The sequence below is a fragment of the Rhizobium sp. AN6A genome (assembly GCF_900215635.1).
GTDB classification, from domain to species: Bacteria; Pseudomonadota; Alphaproteobacteria; order Rhizobiales; family Rhizobiaceae; genus Agrobacterium; species Agrobacterium tumefaciens.
Genome location: NZ_OCNC01000002.1, coordinates 539931 through 559933 on the forward strand (window position 1 = coordinate 539931; position 20003 = coordinate 559933).

Annotated in this window: 8 protein-coding genes; all 8 read left to right on the forward strand. The window is 60.4% G+C overall.

The genetic code is table 11. From position 1 onward, the window contains the following. Positions 1-5 precede the first annotated feature (5 nt). The 8 genes from CRO62_RS03840 to CRO62_RS03875 are packed head-to-tail and all read left to right on the forward strand — an operon-like array spanning position 6 to position 19929. On the forward strand, positions 6-4574 hold the full coding sequence (locus CRO62_RS03840) for a non-ribosomal peptide synthetase (protein WP_097099255.1): 4569 nt from the start codon (positions 6-8) through the stop codon (positions 4572-4574). Continuing rightward, entirely contained in the window at positions 4571-5467 is an 897-nt protein-coding gene (locus CRO62_RS03845; RefSeq protein WP_097099256.1) for a class I SAM-dependent DNA methyltransferase, read from the forward strand. Before CRO62_RS03840 ends, CRO62_RS03845 begins: the two co-directional genes overlap by 4 nt. Further along, positions 5464-6927 carry an aminotransferase class III-fold pyridoxal phosphate-dependent enzyme gene (locus tag CRO62_RS03850; RefSeq protein WP_097099257.1) on the forward strand — a complete coding sequence of 488 codons (1464 nt, stop codon included), beginning with the start codon at positions 5464-5466 and terminating at the stop codon, positions 6925-6927. Before CRO62_RS03845 ends, CRO62_RS03850 begins: the two co-directional genes overlap by 4 nt. Before the next feature lie 14 nt (positions 6928-6941). Beyond that, positions 6942-7181, forward strand: coding sequence for an MbtH family protein (locus CRO62_RS03855; RefSeq protein ID WP_097099291.1), 240 nt, complete (start codon positions 6942-6944; stop codon positions 7179-7181). 11 nt (positions 7182-7192) lie between these two features. Next, positions 7193-7711: a siderophore biosynthesis protein gene (locus CRO62_RS03860; protein ID WP_097099258.1), complete on the forward strand. Its 519-nt coding sequence runs from the start codon at positions 7193-7195 to the stop codon at positions 7709-7711. After that, the gene (locus CRO62_RS03865; protein ID WP_080863817.1) at positions 7708-8271 is read left to right on the forward strand and encodes a siderophore biosynthesis protein; all 564 of its coding nucleotides are present in this window, start codon (positions 7708-7710) and stop codon (positions 8269-8271) included. The genes CRO62_RS03860 and CRO62_RS03865 overlap by 4 nt, the downstream gene beginning before the upstream one ends. Positions 8272-8308: 37 nt before the next feature. Next, entirely contained in the window at positions 8309-12736 is a 4428-nt protein-coding gene (locus CRO62_RS03870) for a type I polyketide synthase (RefSeq protein WP_097099259.1), read from the forward strand. Then, positions 12733-19929 carry a non-ribosomal peptide synthetase gene (locus tag CRO62_RS03875; RefSeq protein ID WP_097099260.1) on the forward strand — a complete coding sequence of 2399 codons (7197 nt, stop codon included), beginning with the start codon at positions 12733-12735 and terminating at the stop codon, positions 19927-19929. The genes CRO62_RS03870 and CRO62_RS03875 overlap by 4 nt, the downstream gene beginning before the upstream one ends. Positions 19930-20003 lie beyond the last annotated feature (74 nt).

The window sequence follows — 20003 nt, forward strand, 5'->3', positions numbered from 1 at the left end:
GGCTTATGAATTACATCGAGCCAGTCGAGACCCTCATAACCCGGCTTCATCAGAACAATATCCGTGTCTGGATCGATGCCGGAAGCCTGAAATGTTCAGACCCTGATGGTCGCTTGAACGATGCCGTGATGAGCGAAATCCGGACCAGAAAAAACGACATTCTGGCGTTCCTCAACATGGTGCATGCGGACTTCGACGCAACCGGCCAGAATGATATCCCTATCCGTCACGAGACTTGCCCGCCGCTGTCATTCGCCCAGGAAAGACTGTGGCTGATCGACCAGATCTATCCGGGCTCGGCATTACACCACATCTGCATTGCACTCGAAGTCCGCGGCACTCTCGACCTCGATGCGCTGAGGGCGGCGCTCGCCGCTGTCATGAACCGCCACGCGGTGCTTCGCGCCCGCATATACAGCGACAATGGCGCGCCGAGACAAACCATATCCGCACATTGTGACACGCCTTTTTCCGTCCTCCAGATTTCACCCGCCGATGCGGCGATGGAAGGTGTCATTCATGCTGAAACGAGCAGACCCTTCGATCTTGCCGCCGAACCGCCCATCCGCCTGCTCATTGTCAAGTGCGGCGATGGCCGCCATGTCCTCGTTTTTACGCTGCACCACATATGCGCCGACGGCTGGTCTACTGAAATTCTGCTGAGAGACCTCGGCGCGTTTTACAGCGCGCAAGTGTCAGGCAGTGCGACGCCGGAAGCTGCGTTGCCGATACAATATGGCGACTTCGCCGCATGGCAGCGCGAGCGTCTGGCGGCGGAAACGGCAGGAGCGCTCGAGGAATTCTGGAAGCAGCACCTTTCGCAGCCTTTGCAGACCACGCAGCTGGTAACGGACATGGCGCGCACCGCAGGCCATGGCCACGCGGGTGAACTGCACGACTTTTCGATCGATAAAGCGACAGCCGATGCGCTGCGAAAGATTGCCGCCGCGCATGGCACGACACTGTTCACGGCGCTGTTCACTGCCTTTAACCTGCTGATCCACCGCTATACCGGGCAGACCGATCTGGTGATCGGCACGCCCGTCGCCAGCCGCCCACATGTGGAGACGGAAGAACTGGTCGGGCTGTTCGTCAATCCTCTCCCCGTCAGATCGCGCGTCGATCCCTTCGGCAATTTTGAAAAGGCCCTGCGGCAAACACATGAGACCCTGCAGCAGGTTATCAGCCATCAGGACATGCCGTTCGAGCGCATTGTCGATATGGTCGGCGTGCAACGCGATCCCGACAGCCACCCGCTGTTTCAGATAAAATTTCAGCTCGACGCAGCACCACGCGAGCGCATCCGGCTTCCCGGACTGGAAATGCGCCGGTTGGCGCGCCAGGACAAGGTCTCGAGACTGGACCTATGCCTCGATCTCCGCGAGACGGAAACCGGGCTTTCCGGCACAATCGAATACAAGACCGCGCTGTTTCGCGCCGAGACGATGGGCCTGTTTGCCAGCCATTTCCAGCAACTGCTGAAATCCATCGTCGCCACCCCCTCCCTGCAGATCGCCACTCTTGCGCTTTTGACACAAGAGGAGCAGCAGCAGCGGATTTGCGACTTTAACAGCACGGCGCAGGAACACGCTGGCCCGCAATATTTTCATGAACTGTTCGAAGCACATGCGGCTCGGGCGCCGCAGGCCGTGGCGCTCATCATGCCGCAGGCGGATGCCGATGATATCATGACATATGGCGGGCTTAACGCGCGCGCAAACAGGCTGGCGCGCCTGCTGCGCCGTAAAGGCGTTACCGCAGAAACGGTCGTCGCAATCTCACTGCCGCGCAGCTTTGACATGATCGTGGCCTGGCTTGCAGTCTGGAAAGCAGGCGGTGCCTATCTGCCTCTCGATCCGGATTACCCCGCGGAGCGGATTGGCGCGATGCTGTCGGATGCAGGTGCCCGGCTTGTCGTCAGCCACAGCTTGATCGATCTTCCGCCGACAGCCGATCGACTCAATCTGGATGAGGACTTCCCCCACGACGAACCCGCCGACAACCTTGAAACGGTCACGCATCCGTCGCAGCTGGCTTATGTGATCTACACGTCAGGCTCGACAGGCAAGGCAAAGGGCGTCCTTGTCGACCATAGCGGATTGATCAATCTGACGCGGGACAAGATACGCGCCTGCGACGTCACGGCCGACGATTGTGTGCTGCAGTTCTTCAGCTTCAGTTTTGATGCCTCCATTCCTGAACTCGTCATGAGCCTCGGCGCCGGTGCCAGGCTTCTTCTTCTACCCGGATATGCGACCCTTCCCGGCGCCGAACTGGCCGACATCCTGCACACGCGGCATGTGACACACCTGACAATGACGCCATCGGCCCTGCTCTCCCTGCCGGTCGATGACCTGCCGTCGCTGCGCACCGTTCTGGTCGGGGGAGAAGTTCCCATGCCTGAACTCATCGAAAGATGGGGAAAGAACCGTCGTTTCATCAATGCCTATGGCCCGACCGAAACCACCGTCAATGCCAGCATGGTCGATATGGGCGGGGGGCGTGCCGGCCTGCCGGTGCTGAGGCCCGCGGCAAACAAGCAGCTCTATGTGCTTGATGAAAATCTCGAGCTGTTGCCCTTTGGCGTGCCGGGAGAACTTCATATCGGCGGCTGCGGCGTTGCCCGCGGTTATCACGATCGGGCGGCGCTGACGGCCGAACGTTTCGTTCCCGATCCATTCGCCACAGACGGGCGCGCGGGCGTGCTCTACCGCACGGGCGATCGCGCCGTCTTGCTGGCCGATGGGCGGGTCCACGTGTCAGGACGGCTGGACAGCCAGGTCAAGATCCGTGGATACCGGATCGAGCCCGGGGAAATAGAGGCGGGCCTACTTGCCCACCCGGCCATCGTTTCGGCGACGGTGGCGGTGCGTGACGACGGACGCGGCGGCAAAAGGCTCGCCGCCTATGCGGTTCCTCAAACCGATCAGGACGCGGCAACCAGACCCACGCCATCGGAAATCCGCGCATGGTTGGCGAACCGCCTGCCGAAATTCCTTGTGCCCGACACGTTCGACTGGCTCGAGGCGCTGCCGCTTACCGTCAACGGCAAGATCGATCCCTTAAAGCTTCCCGCGCCGCGCGCCGAAACAGATCCCGATGGCCGGGCGCCCGAAGGCGAGATGGAAACCCGGATAGCCAGCGCGTTCGGACATATTCTGAACATCGATCAGGTTGCCGCAACCGACGATTTCTTCACGCTTGGTGGCCACTCGCTGCTGGCCACCCGTTTCTGCGCCGTCGCAAAGGAGACGTTCAGCCTTGATATCGGCGTTCTCGATCTTTTCAACGCCTCCACGGTGGAAGCGCTGGCAAACCGCCTGCGGACAAGAGACGCCGGTAATAGCGGCAGCGACGATGAAACCACGCTGCTGAAGCGCGATATAAAACTGGACGATGCAATCCGCCCAAGCGCAACGGCAAAAGCCACAAGCGACACCGCCCACGTTTTCCTGACGGGTGCGACCGGCTTTCTCGGACCCTATCTTCTCCACGAGCTGCTTCGCGACCCCGCGAGAAAAGTCACTTGTCTGATCCGTGGCAACGATGGAATGAGCCGCCTGCGGCAGGCCTTCCGGCAATATGACCTGCCCCAGTCCGTGTTGACGGAACGCGTGACGATATTGGCGGGCGAGCTTTCCAAACCGGGCCTCGGGCTTGCCACCGGGGACTACGACAATATTGTCCGGAATGCCGATTGCATTTTTCACAATGGCGCGGAAGTCCACCACCTTCATCGGTACGAGCGGCTGCGCCAGACCAATGTGCTTGGAACCCACGAAATTCTCAAACTCGCCTGTGCGGGAGCGGGCCGGCACGTTCATTACGTCTCGACGCTCAGCGCCCTGACGCCGCGCCGCGGTTCCGGCAGTGATGTTCGGCCTGTCTGCGAACTGGAAAGCGTGGAAGGGTTTGCCCCGCCCGCCGGCGGTTACAACCGGAGCAAATGGGTCGCGGAGCATCTCGTCAACGAAGCCGGCAGGCGAGGATTGCCGGTGACGATTTACCGGCCGGGAGCCATATCGGGCGACAGCGTTACAGGCGCCTTCAACGGCTCGGACATATTGTGCCGTCTGGTGCAGGCCTATCTTTACACCGGGACAGCGCCGGAAGGAGAAAGACTGCTCGATATGCTGCCGGTCGACCATGTGGCCCGGGCGATTGTGCATCTCTCCAGCAAACAGGCTTCGGCAGGACAGGTTTTCCACCTCATTCATTCCTCCCCCGTTTCAAGCGCCCGCCTCTTTGAGGCCTGCGAACTGGAGGGGATCGAACTGAAACGGGTTTCGCAGCGGGAATGGCAGGACATGCTGAGCGATGTGGCGCGCGGAACGCCAGACCACCCCCTCTATCCATTGCTGGGATTGCTGCGCTCGCCTTCCGCCGCCGGCAAGAGCGATGAAAAACAGATGCGCAACTTCGATTGCCACCTCACACAGGCGGCGATGTCCGACGCACCATTCCGCGAACCGGCCCTGACATTCGAGCTTTTGCGGACATATCTGCGCGCATTTGCCAAGGCCAACTTTCTGAACGCGGCGTCCGATGACGCGCGAAAGCAGGGTGAACGATGAGCAAAGTTATATCAAGCGAAGCCAGCAATTACGACCATTGGGCCTGGCTCTACAACCACACGCTTGGCCCGCGCTATAGCGAGCAGAAGATCGCTCCCCTGGCACGGGCGGTTCTTTCGCAACTGCCGGACAGCGCTTCGGTTCTCGATCTCTGCTGCGGAACGGGACATCTTGCAAAGCTGATGGCTGAGCGCGGATATGCCGTCACCGGGCTGGATGGTTCGCAGGACATGATAAACCATGCCCGCGGCAACGCACCGGATATTGAATTCGTTCTGGGTGACGCAAGGGATTTCAACTTTGAGCAGCCCTTTGACGGCGTGGTCTGCACCAGCGCATCGCTGAACCACATCCAGAATACCGAAGACCTGCGGAAGGTTTTTTCAAGCGTCCGCCGCTGCCTGAAAGATGATGGAATTTTTGCTTTCGACATCAACCATCCCGGCCAGATGACGCGCTACTGGCGCGATCTGCCGGCCGAAGGCGAACTCACCGATGATTACGCCTGGCTGATCACGCCCCGCTATAATTCGCAATCGAACGAGGGTTCGTTCACGGTTGAAATCCATACGAGGTCGAAAGCGGCACGCTTCTCGTTGGCGGAGGCGGCATACAGGCTGGCGGTCCGGCGGCTTTCCAATCGCCGACGGCTTGCTCTCATCGCCCGCTTCGGCATTCCCGGAAACAACTGGCAGCGCCACTCGGTCACCAACCCTGTATGGGGGCACAATCTGGATACCGTGACCGAGCTTCTCCGGGCATCGGGCTTTTCGGTCAAAATGCGAAGCACCGATGGCGGTCCGGTGACCGATGAGAGAGCAGTCTACTTCCTCTGCACGAAGATTGCCGGAGAACGCGCGGGGCAGGAAGTCACACAGGAGGCCGTCGAATGAATATTCACAATAATCCCGGCACCGCGACTGACCCAATCGCCGCCATCGTTACCGACTTCAATCTCAAGACGCCGGGTTCGAAGCGCGCCGCCGCCTATAACCGGGATTTCCTTTCGGACAAAAGCTCGATCGGCCTTCCCTTCACGATGCAGACCAAAGAGGCCCTGTATCCCATCGTCGCCAGCCATGCCGAAGGCGCCTATTTGCAGGACGTCGACAACAACAGATATGTCGATATTCTCATGGGCCTTGGCACCAATCTCTTTGGCCATAATCCATCCTTCATCCGCACGGCAATCGAAGCGCAGTTGGCCAAGGGCTTTGCGCTCGGGCCGCAATCCGATCTGGCGGGCGAGACCGCGGAACTGTTTTGCCGTATCACAGGAAAAGACCGCGTCACATTCAGCAACACCGGAACCGAAGCCGTGCAGACGGCCATGCGGATAGCCCGTGCCGCAACGGGGCGCGACAAGATCGTGCTGTTTACAGGCTCGTATCATGGCCATTCCGACCCTGCCCTGCATAAGGCGACCAAACTTGAATATATCCGCAGGGGCGCTTTGCTGCGGTCTCATCCGGCATGGCTGGTGGCGCTAAAACCGCTCCTGAGACGCATGGTGCTGACGAAAGCAGTTCCCGGCTTTTCAGGCGTGGCACCCTCCTCCGCCCGCGATATCGTGCTGCTGGAATACGGCAATCCCCGCTCCATCGATTATATCAGACGTCACGGCGCCAGCCTTGCCGGCGTGCTCGTCGAGCCCGTTCAGAGCCGGAACCCGGAGCTGCAGCCGCGCGAATTTCTGCATGAATTGCGAAGCGTGACCGAAAAGACCGGAAGCGCGCTGATATTCGACGAGATGATTACCGGCTTCCGCGTCGCGCCCGGCGGCGCGCAGTCCCATTTCGGCATAGATGCGGATATTGCCACCTATGGCAAAATCGCCGGCGGCGGGTTGCCGCTGTCGCTCATCGCCGGCAAGGGGCGGTTCATGGATTTCGTCGACGGCGGAGCCTGGGCTTACGGCGACAGATCCTTCCCGAAGGTGGCCCCGACATTTTTTGCAGGAACCTATTGCCGCCATCCGCTGGCGCTCGCAGCCGCAAAGGCGGTCGCGACGCGATTGCTGGAAGACGGACCGGCCCTGCAAGAGGGCCTGAACGCCAGGACGCTGGCATTCGTGGAACGGCTGAACGGCGCACTCAAGGATGCGGGGTTGCCCGTGTCGTTCATGAGCTTCGGTTCGTTCTTCGCCATATCCGCTGCCCGTAGCCGCATCTCGCCGCAGGCTGTCACCATGCTTTCCTTCCTTCTTCTGACCTCCGGCGTTCACCTTCGTGCCGGGGACCGTGGCGGTTTTCTTTCTACCGCCCATAGCGATGACGACATCGCCTTTATTCACAACGCTGTTCTGCAAAGCCTGACGGCTCTGGCGGACCACCGTCTTCTCGACAGACATTGATCGGAGTGACCACCATGAGTTCCCAGACACCGGCTGAAGACCTGCACTACAACGTCGTGATCAGCGACGAGGAACGATACTCGATATGGCCGGTCTACAAGGCGGTCCCCGCAGGGTGGCGATTGAGCGGCTTTTCCGGATCGAAGCAGGCGTGCCTCGATCACATCGAGGTGGAGTGGACCGACATGCGCCCCTTGAGTTTGCGGCGGTTGATGGACGGCGAAGCAGTAAACACCACCAGCGTGCAAGAATAGGACGTGACCCCATGGACGACCAACCATGGCCAAGCCCGGTGCCCCGCGCGGACGCCGGACCGGACAGGGACTGGCTGGCGCAGGATGCAGTTCTCGATCTGCTCGTGCCGGAGGCGCTTGCACCGGTAATGGCGCCGGAAGAACACGACAAGGCCCACCTGCAGCACATTATCTGCGAGGCACTTGAGGCGTTCACGCTGCATTATCCCGAATGCCGCGCGCGTATCGCCGCACTTCTGGGCAACATGGAAAAGCCGATGTCCGATCCCGGCATCGTGGATGTCAGCGGCCTTCCGCTGACGTCCTTTCACGCGAATGACTACGACCGGTATTTCCGCGTGAACCGCATTACCACTGCCCAGCCCGCCCATGTTCTGCTGCGCAGCTTCCTGCAGGTCGCGCTGTCAGTCACCGATCTTTTCTGCCGGGCGCCCCACCTGTCGGAGAAGGCGGCAAAAGCCCAGTTTGACGGTTTCGAGGTTCATGCAAGGCTTCTAGCAAGGTGCTTCGGCGTGGAGTGTGCAAGATGACTATTGCTTCCCCGTCGCCATCCCGGATCTGGCGCGAATTCCACTGGGCGTTTTTCATGAACGTGCAGGGCCTGGTCCTGTGCCTTCGTCGTTTCAACATGCAGGTGCTTGAGGGCAATCATGCCGAAGCGGACAGGGAATTGCGGGCAGCCGCGGTGCTTCTGCGCACATCTGCCAGCTCCATGGACCTTGCCGCCAGCTTCAGCAAGGCGGATTACGAAAATACCATCCGCGTCTCCATGACGCCGCCTTCAGTGGAATCCGATGACTTCAGCGGGCTGATGTCGTTCGATCATGCCGTCCTCATTCAGGTCTGGCGTGAAATGAAGGACGTGTTTGCCACGCTGCCGGTCGAACTCCATAACGCCCATGCTGAATTCGTCACAGCCTACAAATATCTGGCGGAAGGGCATGTCGGGGTCTGCTCACGTTTCGTCGGCTCCGACGCCGGCAGCCTGCGATACGGCGACCGGAAGGCGATCGATACGCTCCAGCGTTTTGAACGCGGCCGCCTCGGCATGATCGATCCCCCCAAAAAAGGCTGCCCGTTCCACAAGTAACGTGCGTGTTCAATTTCTAATCCAGCGAGAACTGCATATGTCCGACTATACCAGCGCTTCAAACCAGGATCGGAACGCCTTTCGGGTCGCCGTCATCGGTATGGCAGGCCGCTTTCCGGGAGCCTCCGACATCGAGAGCTTCTGGGATAATCTGGTTCATGGCCGGGAGTCGGTCAAAGAATGGACCGACGAGGAACTCATTGCGTTGGGTGTGCCGCCCGAGCAGCTTGCGGATGCGGATTTCGTGCGGGCTTCAGCACCACTGGAGGGGGCTGACCAGTTCGACGCCGAATTTTTCGGCTACAGCCCCAGCGAGGCGGAAATTCTCGACCCACAGCAGCGCCTGTTTCTCGAATGCGCATGGGCGGCGCTGGAGCGCGCCGGGTATCAGGGCGACACCTTCCACGGTTCCATCGGCGTCTATGCCTCGAGCGGCTTCAATACCTATCTCCTGAACCTGCACGCTAATGCCGCGGTGCGCCAATCGATCAGCCCCTTTGAACTGTTCGTCGCCAACGACAAGGATTTTCTAGCGACGCGCACGGCTTACAAGCTCAATCTGCGCGGACCGGCCATGACGGTGCAGACGGCCTGCTCCTCATCGCTTGTTTCCATCCATGTTGCGGCACAGAGCCTCATCGCGGGCGAATGCGATATTGCGCTCGCGGGCGGCGTAACGGTTTCCCGTTCGCATGGATATGTGGCGCGGGAAGGCGGAATATTGTCTCCTGACGGGCATTGCCGGGCGTTCGATGCGGATGCCGCCGGGACCGTTCCCGGCAGCGGCGTCGGCGTTGTCGTGCTCAAGCGTCTTGAAGATGCGCTTGCAGACGGCGATACGATCGACGCCGTCATCATCGGTTCGGCCATCAACAATGACGGCGCGCTGAAGGCAAGCTTCACCGCGCCGCAGGTGGACAGCCAGGCCATGGTCATCCGCGAGGCCCATGCGGCTGCGGGAATATCGGCCGATTCCATCGGTTATATCGAGGCGCATGGCACGGGAACATCGCTGGGGGACCCCATCGAAATTGCGGCGCTGACGCAGGCCTTTCGCAAGACGACGATGCGCACCGGCTATTGCGCCATCGGCTCCGTAAAAACCAATATTGGCCACCTCGATACTGCCGCAGGCATTGCAGGCTTCATCAAGACCGTGCTTTGCCTGAAGCACGGCAAGATTCCCGCGAGCCTTCATTTCAGACAGGCAAACGCGAAGATCGACTTCCCGGCGAGCCCCTTTGCGGTCAATACGGCCCTGCGGGACTGGGCTGCTTCGGAAAGCCCCCGGAGAGCTGGCATCAGTTCTCTCGGTATCGGCGGAACGAATGCGCATGTGGTGCTGGAGGAGGCGGACGCGGGCAGCCGCGCCAGGACGCAACCGACATCCCCGCAGCTTCTGGTATTTTCGGCGCGCAATGATGCAGCGCTCTCGTCATTGCTTTCAGCACAGGCAAAAGTGTTCGAGGCGGACTCGAAACTTGCCATCAACGACGTTGCTTTCACGCTGCGACATGGCCGGAAGGCTTTCAGCCATCGCCAGTCGGTGGTTGCCGATGATCTGGCGTCAGCCGCGGCGGAACTGCGCCGTCTCGCGGCGGAAAAACCAGCCATTGCCGGCAGCACGCCGTCACCGGTTTTTCTGTTTCCCGGACAGGGAAGCCAATATGCCGGAATGGGCAAGGATCTCTACGAGCGGGTGGAGCTTTTCCGCGCGCCGTTCGATGCCTGCGCGGATCGTCTTTCCAAGATCATGCACCGCGATTTCCGCGCCGATCTCTTTGCCGGACATGACGACATCCAGACTACGGAATTTACCCAGCCGGCGCTCTTTGCCGTGGAATATGCCCTTGCAAAGGCATGGATCGCGCAGGGTGTGATACCGCAGGCGCTACATGGCCACAGCATAGGCGAATATGTGGCCGCCTGCCTGGCGGGTGTCTTCGATCTCGATACGGCACTTTCGCTTGTCGTGGCGCGCGGCCGGTTGATGCAACAGGCCGCCCCCGGCGCAATGCTTGCAGTCGTTCATCCCGATGCGCCGGTCGACCGCTGGCTTGGCGCAGACATTGCCCTGGCGGCCAGCAATGCGCCGGGCCTCAGCGTCGTTTCAGGCAGCCTGGATGCCATCGCAAGGCTCGAAACGGAACTCAAACAGGCGCGTTACGTGACGCGGAGGCTGAAGACCGGACATGCATTCCATTCGCCGATGATGGCGCAGGCCGCAGCGCGCTATCTGGAAGAGCTGCGAAATGTCAGGCTTTTCCCGCCGGCCATTGCGATGATCTCCAATGTGACGGGAACCTGGCTGAGCGCCTCGCAGGCGACGGATCCGAATTACTGGGCCAGACATCTGGAACAGACCGTGCGTTTCGATGAGGGGATACGAACCCTTCTCGGCATTGACAATACAGTCTTCATCGAGGCCGGACCCGGCTCGGCACTGTCTGGTCTCATAAGCGAACATGCTATCGCGGAAGACCGGATCATACCATGCCTTGGCCGTGCCAGACCGGAAAACGAGACAGACCAGTACCTTGCCGCACTGGGACAATACTGGAGGACGGGCGGACATCTCGACTGGCAGGCCGTATCGGCTGAAGGCAGCCGCGTGCCGCTCGCCACCTATCCGTTTCAGGGGCAGCGTTACTGGATTTCCGCCCAGACGGCAGGAAATCAGGCGCCTATCTCCACCCCCGTCGACAGCGCTAGAATCTATCGTCCGACATGGCAGCGCCTGTCGCCGGCAACCCCCGCAGATGGCAGAAATCGCCGTGTACTGATCCTTGATGAAGGACGCATCGGCAAATCCCTCGCCGCACGGCTGGAAGGCGCCGGCGCTCAGGTCTATCGCGCCATTGAAGGCGACAGGTTCGACGAGTGCGATTTCCGCTGCTTCAGCCTTGCCGGACATTCCGCGGCGGATTTTGCCCAGCTGCTCGACACCCTGGGCGAACGCGGGGCTCTGCCACAGGACATCCTTTATCTGTGGCCGCTGAAATTCGGCAGGCGCAACGAAGTTGCGGCCCTGCTCAATCTCGTGCGGGCTCTCACCGCACAGGGGCATAAAAGCAAGCTGACGCTGGTGACCAATGGAGCAGCGGATGTCACCGGGCTGGAGAGCCTCGACGACCTGCAGTCTCAGCTGCCGGGCATCCTGAGGGTCGCCGGTCAGGAGTATGAAGATCTGACCTGCAGGCACATCGATATCATGGTCACGCCGGACACGGCGGATCAGGCGATCGCTGATCACCTCCTGGCAGAATTCAACGGAACCGGCCCGATGCTCGCCATAAGGGGCCCGCATCGGTGGTCGCATGGCTTTGCGCCGCTCGACCTGCCTGAACCGCAGGTGTCGGCTCGCCTGAAGAAAAACGGCGTTTATGTCGTGATCGGCAATATCGCCGAAGGTGTCGGCACCGTCTGGCTGGATCATCTTGCGAAAATATCAGGCACACGCCTGTCCGTGTTGCAACCCATCAACGATGCGGAAAACGCCATTCATCAGGTCGCAAATCTCGATACGCGCCGGATCGACTGCAATGATCCGGCTGCGATCGGTGCGGCGCTCGATGAGGTGGTGGCGATACATGGGCGGATCGACGGGATTTTTCTGAGCATGCCGCAGGCGAACCGGCGGGCGGCAGCGCCGCTTTCGATGATGAACGACACGCATCTCAGCTACAATGAAGCGGTTCGCATCGCGCCGCTGCGTGCGCTCATAAAAGCCATGGAGCAACGGCGGGCAGGTTTCTGCTGCATTCAGTCATCACTTGCAACCGTTATCGGCGGCGTCGGGCTCGCCGCCTACACATCGGTATATCAGGCGGTGGAGCTACTTGTGGCTGCCCAGTCGCGCAGCACAAGAATGCCCTGGTTCGCCATTGGTTACCCGCTCATCGATGTTCTGGCCGCCGGCAAACGTTCCTCGCTCGATACCAACGCCTATGCGGTTGCCTCTGATGATGCCTGGGACCTGACGAGAAGGATCATCGAGAACGGCATTACCGGCACAACGATGCTTTCGCGCAGCGACATCACCGTGGCACCAACCGCGGGCAAGAAGGAACAACTATCGAAAGCACCGGTTTCAGGTCGTGCAAGGCCGGCGATGTCCACACCCTTCATTGCCCCGCGCACCCGCATCGAAACCACGGTCGCAGGCATTTTCGAAGAGCTGATCGGCGTGAGCGGGATCGGCGTCGATGACGGGTTTTATGAGCTGGGCGGCCACTCGCTTCTGGCCATCCGCGTTGTCGCCAAGCTCAGGGAAACATTCCCGGTCAAGATCGAAATGCGTGAACTCCTCTTCGAAAACCCGACGGTCGCCCGCGTGGCGAGCATGATTACCGCCCATATGCCTGATGAAGGCGACCTGGACGAGATGGCAGCGTTGTTGATGGAAATCGAAGGCCTTTCCGACAGTGAAGTCCAAAGCGCGCTTGGAGGAGCAGAAGCACGATGAACGAATTCTACGCCAAACTCGCGAACCTTTCGCCCGAGCGCCGTCGCCTCATAGAGCAGCGTCTTGCCGAGCGGGGATATCAGTCGGCTCTCGACTCCGTCATTCCGGGACGCGAGGAAGGCGATGTTGATCGGCCCCTGTCCTTTGCACAGCAGCGCCTGTGGTTCATGCAACAGCTTGAACCTGACAACACGGCTTACAACATGCGCAGCATCCTGCGGTTTCGCGGGAAACTCGACAGGACGGCATTGGAAGAGGCGCTGGCGAATGTCGTAAAACGGCATGAGCCGCTGCGAACCCGCTTCGTTCCCGGCGCAGACGGCTTTCCGGAACAGGATATTCTGGCGGCCAGCGACACAGAAATCGAATTCCTCGACCTTGGACAGGACATCGATGCGGAAACCACGGCCCGCCAGCACATCCTGCAGCGGCTTTCCGAGCCCTATGACCTCAGCCATCCGCAATTGCGCGCAATGCTGGTTCGCCTTTCCGCCGAAGATCATCTGCTGGCGGTCGGGCTGCACCACATCGCCGGCGACCGGTGGTCCATGACCGTGCTCGCCCGCGATCTCGCGGGCTTCTACAAGGAGATGACCGGCCAGTCGCACCATCTGCCTGACATTCGCGTTCAATATGCCGACTGGGCGATCTGGCAGGGAAAGATGCTGCGCGGCCCGGTGCTTGAAAACCAGCTCGCATACTGGAAAAAGGCGCTCGGAACCGACCTGCCGGTACTGGACCTGCCATTCGACCGCCCGCGCCCGGCCATTGCAAGTTTCCTCGGCGCGCAATTTGCCGTCTCCATCGACCCGGCACTTTCAGGACAGCTGAGGGCGCTCGCACGGGCCCACAATGTCAGCCTTTACGTCCTGCTTCTCTCCGCTTTCAAACTGGTGCTGCATCTCTATTGCGACAGCGACGATATCGTGGTGGGCAGTGAAGTCGCAAACCGCGACAGGCCGGAAACCCAGGCGATGATCGGCCCCTTGGTCAACACGCTGGTCCTGCGTACCGATCTTGCGGGAAATCTGGATTTCTTAGGCCTGCTGCAGCGCATCAGTGAGACCGTCCGCACCGGCCTGGCAAACCAGGACGTACCTTATGAGCGGATCGTCGAGGCTCTCAATCCGAAACGCTCCCTTTCCGAGATGACGCCACTGTTTCAGGCCAAATTCGATCTTCAGCACAATCTGGCTAGGTTGCCCGAACTCGACGGTCTTGCCATCGAAACCCTGCGTCTGCCCGACGGTGCCGCAAAGAACGAAATCCGTTTCAATCTCGAGGACAATGACCCTGACATCGGCGGCAAGATCGAATATGCAACCGATCTCTTCAATGAGGAGACGGTCTCCACCCTATGGCGGCGTTTCGAACATGTATTGCGCACGATCGCCGAGGATCCCGCCCGTAGGCTGTCGGAATTTTCTCTTCTTTGCGACGACGAGCAGCAGGAGCAGATCCGCCGGTCTGCCGGCCAGGCGCTGACACCCAACGGACTTTGCCTACACGAGATGCTGACGGCGCAGGCGACACGCACGCCGGAAAAATCCGCAGTGGCAAGCGAACATCGCAAGCTCACCTATCGGGACCTCGATCAACGAAGTGACGCGATTGCCGCCGCGCTCGCCGCCGGCGGGTTTGGCCGCGGCTCCATCGTCGGCGTCTGCATGCAGCGCACGCCGGATCTCATCGCGGCCCTGTTCGGCGTATTAAAAGCAGGCGCGGCCTATGTGCCGCTCGATCCGGACTACCCTTCCGAGAGGCTCGCCTTCATCGCACGGGATGCGGCCATAAGGGTCGTGCTGACGGATAGTGACCGGCTGGCATTCGATGCCACGGACGATCTGACGCTCCTTGAGGTCGGTAAACTGCCCGATGCGGTCTTTTCCGCCGCTTACGCCTGCGATCCGGCCGATCTTGCCTACATAATCTATACGTCCGGCTCGACAGGGCGACCGAAGGGCGTGGCGATCACGCATGGCAATGCCGCCGCCCGCATGCAATGGGCGGCCAACAACTTCACCGCAGACGAGCTAACAGGCGTCCTGGCATCGACCTCGGTCTGCTTCGATCTTTCCATATTCGAGATTTTCGGCACGCTTTCCTGCGGCGGCCAGGTGGTTCTGGCCAACACACTCTTCGATCTGCCGCGTTTGCGGGATGTCGCCGAAGTTAGCCTGATCAACACCGTTCCAAGTTTGCTGCGCGAATATCTGCGCCACGACACGCTTCCGGCATCCGTTCGTGCCGTCAATCTTGCCGGAGAGCCCCTGCCGCCGGTCCTGCTCGAAGAACTGGCGAAGAAGGCACCGCAGGCACGCATACACAATCTCTACGGACCTTCGGAAGATACGACCTACTCGACGGGCGCGATGGTTCGCGCCGGCGGGGAAAAAACGGTTTCCATCGGCGCACCCCTGCCGGGAACGGAATCTTATGTCCTCGACCGGGCCGGACGCCTCCGGCCCGACGGCCTGGCGGGCGAACTTTATCTCGGCGGAGCCGGTGTGACCCGCGGGTATCTGCGGCGACCGGGCCAGACGGCTGAGCGTTTCGTTCCGGACGCTTTCTCAGGCCGGTCATCCGCCTATCTCTACCGCACCGGCGACCGGGTCAGGCGCCGCGCCGATGGCACGCTGGAATTTCATGGACGTCTCGACAATCAGGTCAAGATCAGGGGCCTGCGGATCGAGATCGGCGAGATCGAACACCAGCTTGAGGATGTCGACGGCGTCAACGAGGCGGTCATCGCAGTCATCGGCGATGAAGCAAGCCCGGAACGCCAGCTGGCCGCCTATATTTCGCTCGATGCCGGACGACAGCTGACAGTGGACGACATCCGCGCTACGCTGGCAAGGAAGCTGCCCTCCCACCTCGTCCCGGCATTATGGACCATCCTGCCGGCCATGCCGCATCTACCGAACGGCAAGATCGATCGCAGCGCCCTGCGCGCACTCGAAGTAAAGACGCCTGACGGCAGCGGCACCGCACCGCGAAACGATATCGAGGAACGGCTTGCAGCCATTTGGCAGGACGTCCTTCAGACGAGCATGATCGATGTCGAGCGCAGCTTCTTCGAGGTGGGCGGACATTCGCTCCTCGCCATCAGGATCATCGCCCGCGTAAAAGCCGATTTCGGGGTTTCACTGCCGCTGAAGGCAATTTTCGAGACACCGACAATCGCTGGGCTGGCAAACCGACTTGAGAACGAGACGGAGGAAGTCCTCAACGCCGACGGTTACGCGATTATCCATAATCCTGAAGACCGCCATGAGCCGTTTCCGCTGACGGATATCCAGCATGCCTACTGGATTGGTCGCAACCAGGGCTTCGAACTCGGCAGCGTCGGCTCCCATGGCTATCGGGAATTCGATATCGACAATCTCGATACCCATGCGCTGGAAAACGCCATAAACGCACTTGTCGCGCGCCACGACATGCTGCGCGCCATCGTCGATGCCGACGGGCGGCAGCGCGTGCTGGCGGACGTTCGCCACTACAGGTTGCCGGTGGCGGATCTGCGGGATGAGACTGATCGCGCTACCTGCCTGATGGACATCAGAAACAGGCTGTCGCACAATATTTTCAAGGCGGATCGCTGGCCGCTGTTTCACATCGAGGCCGCCCGGCTCGACGGGAAGACAACGAGGCTGTTCGTCAGTTTCGATGTTCTCATCGGCGACGCCTGGTCGCTGAAATTGATGGGCACCGAGCTCGCGGCGCTCATGCAGAAACGCGCGCTTCCCGAAATCGGACTGACATTCCGGGATTATGTTCTGTTTGAGAAATCCGCGCATAACAATGCTGCCTATGAACGGGCGCGGGAGTACTGGTCTGCCCGCATAGCCAATTTGCCAGCCTCGCCGGATCTGCCGCTGGCATGCAACCCATCGCAGATCGATCATCCGCGCTTCACGCGTCGCCGGGGCCGGCTTGCCGCGAAAGACTGGTCGCGTTTCAAGGAACTGGCCCAGAGCGCTGGTCTGACCCCGACAGCCGCAATCATGACGATCTTCGCGGAAGTTCTGGCGCGCTGGAGCAGACGTCAGGATTTCACCCTCAATCTAACCGTCTTCAGTCGCGAACCGGTTCATCAGGACGTGGAAAAGATTGTCGGTGACTTCACGGCGTCACTCCTGCTGGGGCTTGATTTTTCGGCACGTGCCGACTTCACCACGCGTGCCCGTCAGGTTCAGTTGCGTCTGATGGAAGATCTGGAACACAGGCTCTTCAGTGGCGTTTCCGTGCTTCGCGAATTGGCGAAACAGAACGGGCGTTCCGGCGGCGCCCTGATGCCCGTGGTTTTCACCAGCGTACTGGGCCAGGCATCGAGAGACGACAGCATTCCGCGTCTCGATACGCGACTGGTGGACAGCGTCAGCCAGACGCCGCAGGTCTATCTCGACCATCAGGTCTCCGAAGATCAGGGCGAGCTCGTCTATAATTGGGATGCGGTCGAGGAACTCTTCCCGCCATTGATGCTGGACATGATGTTTGCCGCCTATCAGACATTGCTGCGGGCGCTGGCGAGCGACGATGCAGCATGGCAGACCGAGCCCGATATCGTTGATTGCCAGGCGTTCGAAACGCTCAATAGCAGGGCGAAAATCGCGCTTCCTGACAATACGCAGCTTTTGCATGAAGCGTTTTTCGAGAGAGCTGCGGAAAGCCCTGACAAGATCGCCGTCTGCGCAGAGGGTATCGAACTGACTTACGGACAGGTGGCTGAACGCGCGCTGGCGCTGGCAGCTATCCTGCAGAAAGCCGGCGCGGGTCCGAACGACCGGGTTGCCGTTTCTCTGCCGAAGGGCGCAGATCAGGTGATCGCCTGCCTCGGCATTCTGGCAAGCGGCGCGGCCTATGTGCCTGTTGACCCCGATCTGCCTGCGGAGCGGCGTTTCGAGCTGGTGGAAGATACGGCGGCCGATCTCGTCATCGCCGAGGGGGGCGACTGGCCGCAGCGGGTAACGGTGATTGCGGTTCCCGAAGAAGGAGGGGCAAGACCTTCATCCTCGGCAACCGAACCATCGGACCTCGCCTACATCATCTTCACCTCTGGTTCGACCGGAAAACCAAAAGGCGTGATGACCGACCATCGCGGTGCGCTGAATACGATCCTCGACATCAATCGCCGCTTGGCTATCTCCGCCGAAGACCGGGTTTTCGCGCTCTCCTCTCTGAGCTTCGACCTTTCGGTCTACGATATATTCGGTCCGCTTGCCGTTGGCGGCGCCATCGTCATTCCCGTTGGCGAGGAAGTGTCGGACAATGCCCGCTGGATGAAACTTCTGCTGCAACATCGGGTGACGGTGTGGAACTCCGTGCCAGCCCTTGCGCAATTGCTGCTGGCCGAGCTGCCGACGCTCAAGGAAAAGCCTCCACTGCGCCTGATAATGATGAGCGGTGACTGGATTCCCGTCAGCCTGCCTTCCGCCTTGAAATCACAATTGCCAAATGCCGATCTCATCAGCCTCGGCGGAGCCACCGAAGCGTCCATCTGGTCGATTTTCCACCCGATCGGAGAAGCGCTGCGAGACTGGACGAGCATCCCCTATGGTCAGCCACTGGCGAACCAGCGCTGGTATGTCCTCGACGATCAGGGGCGGCCCTGCCCGCCATGGGTCACGGGCCGACTGTTTATCGGCGGCATAGGTGTTGCGCGTGGTTATTGGGGGCGGCCGCAACTGACCGCCGAACGCTTCATTCCCGATAGTTTTGCAAACGAAGAAGATGCTGGAAATGGCGCACGTCTGCTTTACGAAACAGGCGATCTCGGGCGGCTGCGGCCGGAGGGATTGCTGGAGTTTCTGGGGCGCGAAGATTTCCAGGTGAAGGTCAACGGCTTCAGGATCGAGCTCGGGGAAATCGAGACCGCGCTGCTGCAAAATGAAAATGTCGCCGAGGCCGTGGTGACGACGACGGGACAGCCACCTGCCCTCGTCGCCTATATCGTTCCGAATACCAAAGGCAGCCTTATCGGCAAACTGGAAGCAAAGGCCAGCCGCTTAGGCAATGGCGGGTTGGGCGAAGCCGGAAACACCGTCGATTTGCCCACGCCGGACGGCCTGTTGCACGAAGCGATCGCCCGGCAAAGTCATCGCCGCTTTTTGAACGCTCCGGCGGAGCTTCAGAAAATCGGCCATCTCTTGGCCAGCATACGGGCCTTCGATGTTCCCGGCACACCGCTGAAAAAGGCGCTTTACCCGTCAGCGGGCGGACTTTATCCGGTTCAGACCTATATTCTGGTCCAGGATGGCCGGATCGAGGGGCTGTCCGCCGGCTGGTATCGTCATCATCCCGCCGAACACCGGCTTGAATTTCTGGCAGCCGTTTCGCAGGAACAGATCGCGGCAATCGCCGGCAAGAGCGACGATGTCGTCGGGCAATGCGCTTTCCTCGTGCTTTTCACCGGCCTCACGGCACCCATGGCGCGCAGCTACAGGGAAAAGGCCAGAGACTTTTGCCTGCTGGAAGCCGGTCATATGGCACAGACGATGATGCTGTATGCGCCGCGTCTCGATATCGGCCTCTGCGCTGTGGGCGGCGTCGATCTGACCGCCATCACATCGGCACTGGCAACAGAAGAAGACGAGGAGCCGCTTTACGTGCTGGCCGGCGGATCCATCAATCCAGCATGGAACACACAGTGGCAGGCATCCACTCAAATGCGGGGTGAAACCCTCTCGGAGCGGCTCCGCGTCTTTCTTGCCGGAAAACTTCCCGCCTATATGGTGCCCCGCGAATTCGTGATCATGGAGCGGTTGCCTCTCAGCGCCAATGGCAAGGTTGACCGAAAGGCACTGCCCGCGCCGGGCGCGAGGGCACGCCGCACCGTTGCCCCGGCGACCGAAAACGAGGCAACACTTCTGGCGATCTGGCACGAACTCCTGTCCAGCGACAACGCCGGCGTAGAGGACAACTTCTTCGAAGCCGGCGGCGATTCACTGACGATTATGCAGCTGCTGTCGCGCATCAGGCAGGAATTTTCGGTTCACCTGACGCTTGCCCAGCTCTTTGGCTCCACCACCGTCAAAGCCCAGTCGGAATTGCTCGGCTCACTTTCACCGACCCCGCCGGGCGAAGTGGAAGCGGGAATTTCCCCGATCGTTGCGCAGACATTCGTAAGCAACCTTTCCGAGAGTGACGTCGATAAAATGCTGGAGCAGCTGCTCTCCGGCCAAAAGGACCAGTAGACGTGAACACAATGGATATTTCCCGACTGACACCGGATGAAAAGCGCCAGCTTCTGCAGCGCCTGATGGCTGGA

Excerpts from the sequence above, each read along its gene's own strand:
- CRO62_RS03840 (WP_097099255.1), top strand. The coding sequence starts at position 6 with ATGAATTACATCGAGCCAGTCGAGACCCTCATAACCCGGCTTCATCAG.
- CRO62_RS03845 (WP_097099256.1), top strand. The coding sequence starts at position 4,571 with ATGAGCAAAGTTATATCAAGCGAAGCCAGCAATTACGACCATTGGGCC.
- CRO62_RS03850 (WP_097099257.1), top strand. The coding sequence starts at position 5,464 with ATGAATATTCACAATAATCCCGGCACCGCGACTGACCCAATCGCCGCC.
- CRO62_RS03855 (WP_097099291.1), top strand. The coding sequence starts at position 6,942 with ATGAGTTCCCAGACACCGGCTGAAGACCTGCACTACAACGTCGTGATC.
- CRO62_RS03860 (WP_097099258.1), top strand. The coding sequence starts at position 7,193 with ATGGACGACCAACCATGGCCAAGCCCGGTGCCCCGCGCGGACGCCGGA.
- CRO62_RS03865 (WP_080863817.1), top strand. The coding sequence starts at position 7,708 with ATGACTATTGCTTCCCCGTCGCCATCCCGGATCTGGCGCGAATTCCAC.
- CRO62_RS03870 (WP_097099259.1), top strand. The coding sequence starts at position 8,309 with ATGTCCGACTATACCAGCGCTTCAAACCAGGATCGGAACGCCTTTCGG.
- CRO62_RS03875 (WP_097099260.1), top strand. The coding sequence starts at position 12,733 with ATGAACGAATTCTACGCCAAACTCGCGAACCTTTCGCCCGAGCGCCGT.